Source organism: Bacteroides sp. 14(A) (genome assembly GCF_000526555.1).
Classification (GTDB): domain Bacteria; phylum Bacteroidota; class Bacteroidia; order Bacteroidales; family Bacteroidaceae; genus Bacteroides; species Bacteroides cellulosilyticus.
Genome location: NZ_JAGH01000001.1, coordinates 1,140,307 through 1,151,658, shown reverse-complemented (window position 1 = coordinate 1,151,658; position 11,352 = coordinate 1,140,307). Strand labels below are relative to the sequence as shown.

The following is an 11,352-nucleotide window of genomic DNA, read 5'->3' as shown; positions in this document are numbered from 1 at the left end:
TAGGTATTAGTCTTTCTGCTGATGCAGTATGATCATCACCACTTCGCTGGGCGCAAAGAGCCGGATGTTCTTATTGGATGTACCGATGCCATTGGTTATAATCATCGGTATGTGATGCGAGTTGTATTTCAATCCGGTGCGGAAACGCTTACCATAATGGGATGGAATGATTGGTGCGTACAAGCCAAATAGAGTGACCTGTCCTCCATGAGTATGTCCGGCAAGTACGAGATCGGTATTCGTAATGGGAACATCTTCCGCATAGTCAGGCGTATGCGTCAGCAGAATGACAAAATCATCAGGTGAAAGTCCAAGTGTGGGAGATGTGCCATTCTTCTTTAAATTGAAAGGATTGCGCACGCCGGCAATCAAAATTTCTTCTCCGTCCCGTCTCAAAGTATCTACTTTATGTTCCAGTAAGTGCATACCGTACTTCTGCAATCCACGTACAATATCATCATAACAGGCTTCATAGTCATTATTGCCCAGTACGACATACGTCCCCATTGGTGTTTTCACCCCGGACAGGGCAGCCAAAAGGGGCTGAACATATTCGCAACCTTCATGCAAGTCACCACCTATCAACAATGCATCTGCATGCTGGTTATTGAGCAACTTGACTAAATTAGCCAATCCCTTCTCTTTGAAAAGACTTCTATAATGCAAGTCGGATATAAAGGCAATACGAAAACCATCGAAAGCAGTTGGTACATCGGGATGGGTAAATTCATAAGTCCTTACCCGACTGATGCCTTTATATCCGGAGCCGGACTTGGAAGACGAAAACATACTGCTACCCGACTTACAGGAAGAAAAGAATAGTAAGGAAAGGATACATATATAAAATAAATTCTTCATCATAGGCAAGTATATTATTCATCGCAAGTGAGCACATTATTCATCATAAACGAATACAAAGATAGGCATTTTCTGTATCTTTGCTACAAAATTGGTAAATGATAACTTACTTCTAAAACCGGAATATGAAAGAGATCAAACAGAATTCCCCCCATGCATGGCTCTTTGCAGCCCGTCCCAAAACCTTGACGGGAGCTATCATTCCTGTGATGATAGGTACTTCACTGGCATTTGCCGACGGACAATTCAAAATTGTTCCCGCTCTGCTGTGTATGCTCTTTGCCTGCGGTATGCAGATCGCCGCCAACTTCATCAACGACCTCTTCGACTTCCTGAAAGGTACCGACCGTACCGACCGCCTGGGTCCGGAACGTGCCTGCGCACAAGGCTGGATTACACCGGGAGCCATGAAAGTGGGAATCGGTGTCATCGTCATTCTATCCTGCATTTCCGGTCTTGGATTGCTATACACAAGTTGGGAAGAACTGCCTCACGGAGGATGGGAACTCATTGTGCTGGGAGTATTCTGCGTAATATTTGCCTTCCTTTATACCACCGTCCTCTCCTATCAAGGTTGGGGCGACTTACTGGTGCTGATATTCTTCGGCTTTGTTCCGGTAGGCGGCACATACTATGTGCAGGCATATACATTCACCCCAAACGTCATCATTGCTTCGCTCATCAGCGGACTGGTAATAGATACCTTATTAGTTGTGAACAATTATCGCGACCGCGATCAGGATGCCCTCAGCGGAAAACGTACGCTCATCGTCCGTTTCGGAGAACCTTTCGGCAGATACCTTTACCTCTGGCTCGGCATCATCGCGACATTGCTTTCCTTCTGGTTTGCCCAAGGCTGGAACTATGCAGGTATCTTCATGCCTTTCACCTACCTTTATTTCCACGTAACTACCTGGAAACGCATGGTAAAGATACGAAGCGGTAAAAAATTAAACAGCATACTGGGCGAGACTTCGCGCAATATGCTGTTTATGGGGATTCTTCTTAGTGTTATAATAGCAATCACTAACCGTTAATCACTAACATCATCTCTTTCCATACATCTTCTCGTAATAGTGCTGATAATCACCGCTGGTTACTTCTTCCACCCAGTCCTGATTATTCAGATACCACTCGATAGTCTTCACGATACCGTCTTCGAATTTCGTTTCGGGATACCAGCCTAAAGCGGCAGTGATCTTTGCCGGATCAATGGCATATCGCTGGTCATGGCCGAGACGGTCTTTCACGAAGGTTATCAGGTCTTCATTAATCCAGCTGATATCAATCTGACCGTCTTCATCCTTCACTTTCTTCTTCAGAACTTCACGATATTCCGGTTTCTCCGTCATCAATCGGTGGATAGTGGCAATAGTTAACTTCACGATTTCGAGGTTGGTCTTTTCATTATGACCGCCTACATTGTAGACTTCACCTTCTACGCCTTCGCGAACTACCAGGTCGATAGCTTTGCAGTGGTCTTCCACATACAACCAGTCGCGCACATTGCTACCGTCACCATAAACAGGAAGCTTCTTTCCTTCCAGAATATTCTTGATAATCAGCGGAATCAACTTTTCGGGGAAATGATACGGACCGTAGTTATTGGAGCAGCGGGTAATGGTTACCGGCATCTTATACGTATCATGATAAGCCATAACCACCATATCGGCACTTGTTTTGGAAGCACTGTAAGGACTGTGCGGACAAAGCGGAGTTTGCTCTGTGAAGTATCCTTCGGCACCCAATGAGCCATACACTTCATCGGTAGAAACCTGATGATAGCGTACACCCTTGCGCCAGGTAGGATAACCATTTTCATCCTTACCCGTCACCCAGGCACGACGCGCTGCATCCAGCAGGTTCTGCGTACCCAGAATGTTAGTAACCAGGAAAAGCTGCGGATTTTCAATACTGCGGTCTACATGACTTTCAGCGGCAAAGTTCACCACATAGTCGAATTTGAACTTGGCAAACAGTTCGTCAGCCAATACACGGTCGCAAATGTCACCCTTCACAAAGATACAACGTTCATCATCAATGTCTTTGGCGATGGTACCGAGGTTGCCGGCATAAGTCAAAGCATCCAGTATCACAAGCTTGACATCATCATGCTTTGCCAGAATGTGCTTGATATAATTCGCGCCGATAAACCCGGCTGCACCGGTTACGAGATAAGTCTTCATTGATTTATGATTTATAATTTATAATTTATGTTTTTCTCAACGGTGAGAATTGGCAAGTTCCATCAGGTATGTACCGTATTCCGTTTTGCCGAGTTGTTCACCAAGACGATATAACTGATCGGCATCTATCCAACCTTTGCGCCAGGCTATTTCTTCGATACAGCTGACGCGGAAACCTTGTCGGTTCTGTATGGTAGCCACAAAGTTGCTTGCTTCCAGCAGACTGTCGCAGTTACCCGTATCGAGCCATGCGAAACCACGGCCGAAGATTTCTACTTTCAGTGTGCCTTCATCCAGATACAAGCGGTTAAGATCGGTGATTTCATATTCGCCACGGGCAGATGGTTTCAAAGCGGCAGCCTTGGCAGTGACAGTAGAGTCATAGAAATAAAGACCGGGCACGGCATAGTTGCTTTTGGGTTGCGCAGGCTTCTCTTCGAGCGAAATGGCTTTGCCGTCGGCATCGAATTCCACCACGCCATAGGCACGTGGGTCCTTTACATAATAGCCGAAGATACATGCGCCTTTTTCTATCGAAGCGGCACGCTTCAACATAGCAGAGAAGCCCTGACCGTAGAACATATTATCACCTAGGATAAGACATCCCGGTTCACCGTTCAAAAACTCGGCACCCAGGACAAAAGCCTGTGCCAGTCCGTTAGGTTTCTCCTGTATCTTATAAGAGAAGGACATTCCGAGCTCTTCACCCGTACCGAGCAATTCGCAAAACATGGGTAAGTCACGTGGAGTGGAAATAATCAACACTTCGCGTATCCCCGCCAACATAAGCGTGGAAAGCGGATAGTAAATCATCGGCTTGTCATAAACCGGCATAATCTGCTTGGAAATAGCCTTTGATAAGGGGTAAAGGCGGGTGGCGCTACCACCGGCAAGAATAATTCCTTTCATATTTCAGTTCTTTTTTCGGTTGATACAAATATAGAATAAAATAAGAAGGAGGACCAAGCCCCACGGCTCTCAATTTGCTATTCAAGTCGCAAAGATAATGCAAAGCAAATGTAGTACAAAATAATTTAATTTATTTTTAGGAGCTTTCTCAACCTGCCAACTCTATTACTTCAAGATCCTTGAACACTCCATTGTCAACAATGAAACGGACCATTGTGCGTACCTTATGGAATCCGGAAATACCTGCGGCACCCGGATTGATGTGCAGCATATCCAGTGTTTTGTCATACTTCACCTTCAATATATGAGAATGTCCGCTAATGAAAAGTTTGGGCGGACGCACCAGAATGCTTCCCCGTATGGAAGGATCGTAATTGCCCGGATAGCCGCCAATATGTTTTATCAACACTTCGGCACCGTCAATAGTAAAACGATTGATTTGCGGATAGACCTGACGGATGTCTTGCCCGTCAATGTTGCCATACACGGCACGGAAAGGACGGAATGCCGCCAACTTCTGCGCCACTTCCAGCGAACCGATGTCACCGGCATGCCAGATTTCATCACACGTTTCGAAATATTGCAGATACTTTTCATCCCAATATCCGTGTGTATCGGATAATAAACCAACTTTTGTCATCTTTCTTTTGTTTATCTGTGCAAAGGTAACTATATTTGGGAAAATCTTGATGAGTATGGAAAACCAATATCAATATTTTAAACGGGACATTAGTTGGCTGTCATTCAATTACCGTGTTCTGTTGGAAGCGGAAGATGACACCTTGCCTCTGTATGAACGCATTAACTTTATATCCATTTATTCTTCCAACCTGGAAGAATTCTACAAAATACGCGTTGCCGACCATAAAGCTATAGCTACCGGTGCTGCACAAAGTGACGAGGAAACCGTACAGTCTACCATCGAACTGGTGGATGCGATAAACCTTGAAGTAAACCGCCAAATGGAGGATCGTATCCGTATCTACGAGCAAAAGATACTTCCTGCCCTGAAGAAAAATCATATCATTTTCTATCAGAGCCGAAATGTGGAACCCTTCCATCACGACTTCGTACGTCGTTTCTTCCGGGAAGAGATTTTCCCGTTCCTGCAACCTGTGCCGGTGTCCAAGGACAAGGTCATTTCATTTCTGCGCGATAATCGTCTGTATCTTGCCGTCCGTCTTCAACAGAAAGGATTGCCGCCCGGTGCTCCGGGACGTACGCAATATTTCGTAATGAAACAGCCGTACAGCAAAGTTCCACGTTTCATAGAGTTGCCCAAAGTAGGAAACAACTATTATCTGATGTTCATAGAGGATATCATCAAGGCTAATCTGGATGTTATCTTCCCGGGCTATGATGTAGAAAGCAGTTATTGCATCAAAATTTCTCGCGATGCGGATATACTGATAGACGATGCCGCCAACACTTCCGAAATCATCGAACAGGTAAAGACTAAAGTAAAGAAACGCAAGATAGGAGATGTATGCCGCTTTGTGTACGACCGTGCCATGCCGCAGGATTTTCTTGATTTCCTGGTAGACGCTTTCCATATCGACCGCCGCGAGTTGGTTCCGGGAGACAAACACCTCAACCTGGAAGACTTACGCCATTTGCCTAATCCCAACCCCAATATACACCCTATACGGAAGCCGCAACCGATGAAACTGACCTGCCTTGATGAACGGGAATCCATATTCCGCTATGTGGAGAAAAAGGATTTGCTACTACATTATCCTTACCATTCATTCGAACATTTCATCCACTTCCTGTACGAAGCCGTACACGAACCTACCGTACGTGAAATCATGGTAACACAATACCGGGTTGCCGAGAACTCAGCTGTAATCAACACTCTGATAGCCGCCGCACAGAATGGCAAAAAGGTTACTGTTTTTGTGGAACTGAAAGCCCGCTTCGACGAAGAAAACAACCTTGCCACTGCTGAAATGATGAAAGCTTCGGGCATTAATATCATATATAGTATTCCTAAATTAAAGGTACATGCCAAGGTTGCCCTCGTTCTTCGGCGCGACGCAGAAGGGAAAAAACTAACCAGTTATGCCTATATCAGCACCGGTAACTTCAATGAAAAGACTGCTACGCTCTACGCAGACAGTGGTCTATTTACCTGTAACCGGATCATCGTGAACGATCTGTACAACTTGTTCCGTACCCTGCAAGGTAAAGAGAATCTGAAGTTCCACCGCTTACTGGTAGCCCGTTTTAACCTGATACCGGAACTGAACCGTCTGATTGATCATGAAATGGAGCTGGCGAAAAAAGGAAAAGCCGGTCGCATCATACTAAAGATGAATGCACTGCAAGATCCTACCATGATAAACCGTCTGTATGAAGCCTCGCAAGCCGGTGTAGAAATAGACCTGATCGTCCGTGGCATCTGCTGCCTGATACCGGGGCAAACATACAGTCGTAACATTCGTGTCACACGTATTGTGGATACATTTCTGGAACACGCACGTATATGGTATTTCGGTAATGGAGGAAATCCGAAACTATTCCTCGGCTCACCGGACTGGATGCGGCGTAACCTGTACCGTCGCATCGAGGCCGTCACCCCCATACTGGACCCGGATGCAAAGCAGGAACTGATAGATATGCTTTCTATCCAGCTCTCAGATAAGCGTAAAGCCTGTTTTGTAGATGAGAATCTGCGTAACTGTTGGAAATCAGCTCATCCACAAAAGGAAAAAGTACGTTCACAATATACTTTTTATGAATACCTGAAGGAGAAGACTGAATAGTTTTGTAACATCTATGTAATATGTATGACATTTCTCTGCAACACGATTTACGTTCCTTTGCAGCCAGAAATAAAATACATTATTATGGAAACTATTTATCTATGCATTGTCATCTTCCTGTTCGTCCTTGCGGTGTTCGACCTCATTGTGGGCGTCAGTAATGATGCAGTCAATTTTCTTCAATCGTCAGTCGGAGCAAAGGCTGCTTCTTTCAAAACCGTACTGTTTATCGCCGGTTTAGGCGTATTCATCGGTGCAGCGTTGTCCAATGGAATGATGGACATCGCCCGGCACGGTATCTATCAACCACAGCATTTCTACTTTGCCGAAATCATGTGCATCCTACTTGCCGTAATGCTGACGGACGTTGTGCTGCTGGACGTCTTCAACACAATGGGTATGCCGACTTCCACTACCGTATCCATGGTATTCGAGTTACTCGGAGGTACATTCGCATTGGCACTGATCAAGGTGCAAGGCAGTGATACGCTGGGACTTGGCGATCTCATCAATACAGACAAAGCACTATCCGTCATTATGGCAATCTTCGTTTCTGTCGCTATCGCTTTCTTCTTCGGTATGCTGGTACAATGGCTGGCACGCGTGGTGTTCACTTTCAACTACAAGAAGAAAATGAAATACAGCATCGGGATATTCGGAGGTATCGCCGTTACGTCCATCATCTATTTCATGCTGATAAAAGGTTTGAAGGACAGCTCATTCATGACCCCCGACAACAAACAATGGATACAGGACAACACAGTTATGCTGATCGGTTTCTGTTTTATATTTTTCACGATACTCATGCAAGTACTGCACTGGCTCAAAATCAATGTATTCAAAGTAGTGGTTTTGCTGGGTACTTTCGCCCTGGCTCTCGCCTTTGCTGGCAATGACCTTGTAAACTTCATAGGTGTACCTTTAGCCGGATATTCTTCTTTCATCGACTTTACCACTAATGGAGCAGGCAGTTCGCCGGACGGTTTCCTGATGTCCTCACTTCTCGGTCCCGCCAAAACACCCTGGTATTTTCTCTTCGGAGCAGGTATCATCATGGTATACGCTCTCTGCACTTCTAAAAAAGCACATAATGTAATCAAGACTTCCGTCGACCTTGCCCGCCAGGATGAAGGAGAAGAGAACTTCGGAAGCACGCCGATTGCCCGCACACTGGTACGTTTAAGTATGACAATGTCCAATAATATTTCTAAAGTGATGCCTGAAGGTATGAAGAGTTGGCTCGACACCCGCTTCCGCAAAGACGAGGCCATCCTTGCTGATGGTGCTGCATTCGATCTGGTTCGCGCTTCAGTAAACTTGGTATTGGCAGGTCTGCTCATTGCATTGGGTACTTCATTAAAATTACCTCTTTCCACCACTTATGTGACTTTCATGGTTGCCATGGGTACTTCCCTCGCCGACCGTGCCTGGGGACGTGACTCTGCCGTATTCCGCATCACAGGTGTACTTAGTGTGATTGGTGGCTGGTTTATTACAGCCGGTGCCGCATTTACCATCTGTTTCTTCGTTGCCATGATAATCCACTTCGGTGGTACATTTGCCATCATCGCGCTGATTGGCTTGGCAATATTCTCACTGATTCGTAGCCAGGTGATGTACAAGAAACGCAAAGCTAAAGAAAAAGGGAATGAAACCATCAAACAGCTGATGCAGAGTAGCAACAATGCAGAAATTCTGGAACTGCTGCGTAAACATACCCGTGAAGAGTTAGTGAAGGTACTGGCATTTACCGAAGAAAACTTAGAACGTACCGTAACGGCATTCCTGCACGAAAACCTTCGCGGATTACGTCGTTCCATGGGTTCAGTAAAATTTGAAAAACAACTCATTAAGCAGATGAAACGTACCGGCACCCTCGCCATGTGTCGCCTGGACAACAATACGGTATTGGAAAAAGGTCTTTACTACTATCAAGGCAATGATTTCGCCAGCGAACTGGTATACAGCATCGGACGTCTCTGTGAACCTTGTCTCGAACATATCGACAATAACTTCAAGCCATTGGATACCATTCAGAAAGGTGAGTTCTCTGACGTTACGGAAGATATTATCTACTTATTACAAGTTTGCCGCCACAAGATGGAAAACAATGATTATGATGAGTTTGAGAATGAACTCCGGAAAGCAAATGATCTGAACGGACAATTATCGCACCTGAAGCGTGAAGAGTTACAGCGCATTCAAAGCCAAGCCGGCAGCATCAAAGTCAGCATGGTTTATCTGACAATGATACAGGAAGCCCAAAACGTTGTCACTTATACAATCAACCTGATGAAAGTCAGTCGTAAGTTCCAATTGACGGAATAAGATTTCACCACAGAGTAAAAGAGGAGTCCCACAGAGTTTAATTTCAAATTGATTAAACTCTGTGGGACTCCTCTTTTACTCTGTGGTGAGAAACAAAATTTAGTCTCTGCGTCCCATAAATATCATAATGTAGTAAATCAGCGTTGCCAATGAACCCAATGCAGCCACCACATAGGTATAAGCAGCGGAACGAAGTGCATCTTCGGCTTGCTTATGATTGTAAGAGTTCGTAATGCCCGAACGGCTCAACCATACCAATGCACGCTTACTTGCGTCTATTTCCACCGGCAAAGTGACGAAACTGAACAGTGTGGTCATAGCAAACAGGATAATACCTGCCAGCAATAACTGCGGGAACGTGTTCAACAGCAAGATACCACCCAGCAACAACCAAGTCATCCACTGTGAAGCAAACGATACCACCGGCACCAACTTGCTACGCATAGTCAGCGGAGCATAAGCCCGTGCGTGTTGCACTGCATGTCCACACTCGTGAGCGGCAACGGCAGCAGCCATGATACTGTTACTTTCATATACACCTTCACTCAGGTTTACTGTCTTATTGGCAGGGTTATAGTGGTCTGTCAGTTGTCCCGGCGTATGTGTCACCTGAACATCATAAATTCCATTGTCATGTAACATCTGAAGGGCAACATCACGGCCCGTCATTCCATTACCGGTAGGGATCTTGGAGTACTTCTTGAACTTGTTCTGCAAGTTCATTTGCACCAGCCAGCTAACTACAGCTATACCAATAAAGATAATCCATTGTATTCCTATCATTCCTTCCATAATCTTTTTCTGTTTTTAGTAATTAAAAATGTGTCGTTTGTTATATATAATACAAATTGTTTGCCAAAAATAAAGGGAAACCGTGAGCTTTACTACAGTTTCCCTTATATTTTAGGAAGAATTAGCGAAAACCGACTATTGCCCAACAAGTTGTAACTCTATCACGTAATCCGTATCTGCGGGAACTTCCGGTAATTGCAACACCACTCCCTGTCCGGTACGGGTAATTCGTATCGGGGATTGATCTTTAAACAGAAAACCCTTCTTCACCATTTTTCCATCCAATGGAAGATAAAGCGCATTATCCTTCAAATTCAAGATGTGAACAAAAAGTCGGTTTCCTTTTTGTGTTGTCACTCCCCAATCATGTGGAGGAATAATACCGCCACGAGTGCCATAAATCGTTTCACCATACACTTTCATCCACTCTCCCACTTCCTTCAGCCTCTGAACTGCCACTTCTGGCAGACACCCGTCCGGCTGAGGGCCGATATTCATCAGAAGATTTGCATTCTTTCCGGCAGCCTTCACCAGATAATGTATCAATGTTTTCGTTGACTTATAATCTTGATCGGTAATCTTATATCCCCACATCCCGTTCATGGTTTCACAAGTTTCCAGAGGCAGGTGACTGACATCTTGCCCAGATAGTCCGGCACTGTTTTCCCCCGGCAGATCACGCTCGAAGATTTGTATATCTTCCCCTGGGAAAGGTACCTGATGATGGTTGTTCCCTACCAGACAAGCAGGTTGCAGGCGATGTATCAGCGCATATTGTTCCGGTAGCTGCCAGTCAAAATCCGGATTAGCATCCTGGTCCCACCAGCCATCGAACCAGATAGCACCTATCGGACCGTAGTTCGTCAACAACTCCGTCAACTGGTTATTTATAAAAGTATAATAGCTTTTCCAGTCTCCTTTCGGATTAGGCCTTCCGGTTCCACGCCCTGTACGTCCCCAAGGTGCGTCTTCACGATACCAGTCGATATGGGAATAATAGAAATGAAGCCGAATACCTTGTTTATGACATTCGTCTGCCAATTCTTTTACTACATCGCGCTTGAAAGGGGTTGCATCTACAATATTATAATCGGAATACTTGGTATGAAACATAGAGAACCCTTCATGGTGGCGACTTGTAAAGCAGATATATTTGGCTCCCGATGCCTTAATGGCACTTACCCATTCAGCCGCACTAAACTTGGAAGGATAGAAACCTCCGGCAAGTTTGGCATATTCTTTATAGTTCAAATCTTTATTGGTCATCGTCCACTCACCGGTAGCCAACATACAGTATAGTCCCCAGTGCAGGAATATTCCAAACTTATTGTCTTGAAACTCCTGACGGGCTTTCAGGTTCTCGGCAGACGGTTGATAAGTCTGCGCCTTTGCAGGCAAAAAGGATGCTGCAAACAAAAGGGATAAAAAAAGGTGTGTTTTCATCATAAAGTATGCGGATGGGTTAATAAAAAATGAGATTACATCAGCATGTATATCTGATGTAATCTCATTAT

Annotated in this window: 9 protein-coding genes; 3 read left to right on the top strand and 6 right to left on the bottom strand. The window is 45.0% G+C overall.

Going from position 1 to position 11,352, the window contains the following annotated elements; genetic code table 11:
- Positions 1 to 6: 6 nt before the first annotated feature.
- Positions 7 to 858, bottom strand: coding sequence for a metallophosphoesterase (locus K429_RS0104125; RefSeq protein ID WP_369796071.1), 852 nt, complete (start codon positions 856 to 858; stop codon positions 7 to 9).
- Positions 859 to 983: 125 nt separating this feature from the next.
- On the opposite strand from K429_RS0104125, the gene menA reads away from it, so the two are divergent.
- On the top strand, positions 984 to 1,895 hold the full coding sequence (gene menA / locus K429_RS0104120; RefSeq protein ID WP_025726127.1) for a 1,4-dihydroxy-2-naphthoate octaprenyltransferase: 912 nt from the start codon (positions 984 to 986) through the stop codon (positions 1,893 to 1,895).
- Positions 1,896 to 1,904: 9 nt separating this feature from the next.
- Here menA and rfbB read toward each other — a convergent pair whose 3' ends face one another.
- From rfbB to K429_RS0104105, 3 genes are all read right to left on the bottom strand, one after another.
- Complete coding sequence (gene rfbB / locus K429_RS0104115; protein WP_007214971.1) at positions 1,905 to 3,044, bottom strand: dTDP-glucose 4,6-dehydratase; 1,140 nt, start codon at positions 3,042 to 3,044, stop codon at positions 1,905 to 1,907.
- A 36-nt stretch (positions 3,045 to 3,080) separates the two neighbouring features.
- Positions 3,081 to 3,953, bottom strand: coding sequence for a glucose-1-phosphate thymidylyltransferase RfbA (gene rfbA / locus K429_RS0104110; protein ID WP_025726126.1), 873 nt, complete (start codon positions 3,951 to 3,953; stop codon positions 3,081 to 3,083).
- 148 nt (positions 3,954 to 4,101) lie between these two features.
- Entirely contained in the window at positions 4,102 to 4,593 is a 492-nt protein-coding gene (locus tag K429_RS0104105) for a metallophosphoesterase (protein ID WP_007214973.1), read from the bottom strand.
- Between the two features lie 55 nt (positions 4,594 to 4,648).
- Here K429_RS0104105 and K429_RS0104100 point away from each other — a divergent pair, with 55 nt between their 5' ends.
- Together K429_RS0104100 and K429_RS0104095 are read left to right on the top strand one after the other, a co-directional pair.
- A complete protein-coding gene (locus K429_RS0104100) occupies positions 4,649 to 6,718 on the top strand; it encodes an RNA degradosome polyphosphate kinase (protein ID WP_022208178.1) in 2,070 nt (689 codons plus the stop codon).
- A gap of 84 nt (positions 6,719 to 6,802) precedes the next feature.
- Positions 6,803 to 9,046 (top strand): inorganic phosphate transporter, encoded by a 2,244-nt coding sequence (locus tag K429_RS0104095; protein ID WP_022208177.1) that lies wholly within the window; start codon positions 6,803 to 6,805, stop codon positions 9,044 to 9,046.
- Between the two features lie 99 nt (positions 9,047 to 9,145).
- Here the strand turns inward: K429_RS0104095 and K429_RS0104090 are convergent, their stop codons facing one another.
- Positions 9,146 to 9,838 carry a zinc metallopeptidase gene (locus K429_RS0104090; protein ID WP_007214977.1) on the bottom strand — a complete coding sequence of 231 codons (693 nt, stop codon included), beginning with the start codon at positions 9,836 to 9,838 and terminating at the stop codon, positions 9,146 to 9,148.
- Between the two features lie 135 nt (positions 9,839 to 9,973).
- Positions 9,974 to 11,281, bottom strand: a complete 1,308-nt coding sequence (locus K429_RS0104085; RefSeq protein ID WP_025726124.1) for an alpha-L-fucosidase — start codon at positions 11,279 to 11,281, stop codon at positions 9,974 to 9,976.
- Positions 11,282 to 11,352 lie beyond the last annotated feature (71 nt).

Bases quoted from the DNA above. Each gene is read 5' to 3' on its own strand.
- K429_RS0104090 (WP_007214977.1), bottom strand. From the start codon at position 9,838: ATGGAAGGAATGATAGGAATACAATGGATTATCTTTATTGGTATAGCT.
- rfbB (WP_007214971.1), bottom strand. From the start codon at position 3,044: ATGAAGACTTATCTCGTAACCGGTGCAGCCGGGTTTATCGGCGCGAAT.
- K429_RS0104100 (WP_022208178.1), top strand. From the start codon at position 4,649: ATGGAAAACCAATATCAATATTTTAAACGGGACATTAGTTGGCTGTCA.
- K429_RS0104105 (WP_007214973.1), bottom strand. From the start codon at position 4,593: ATGACAAAAGTTGGTTTATTATCCGATACACACGGATATTGGGATGAA.
- menA (WP_025726127.1), top strand. From the start codon at position 984: ATGAAAGAGATCAAACAGAATTCCCCCCATGCATGGCTCTTTGCAGCC.
- K429_RS0104095 (WP_022208177.1), top strand. From the start codon at position 6,803: ATGGAAACTATTTATCTATGCATTGTCATCTTCCTGTTCGTCCTTGCG.
- K429_RS0104085 (WP_025726124.1), bottom strand. From the start codon at position 11,281: ATGAAAACACACCTTTTTTTATCCCTTTTGTTTGCAGCATCCTTTTTG.
- K429_RS0104125 (WP_369796071.1), bottom strand. From the start codon at position 858: ATGAAGAATTTATTTTATATATGTATCCTTTCCTTACTATTCTTTTCT.
- rfbA (WP_025726126.1), bottom strand. From the start codon at position 3,953: ATGAAAGGAATTATTCTTGCCGGTGGTAGCGCCACCCGCCTTTACCCC.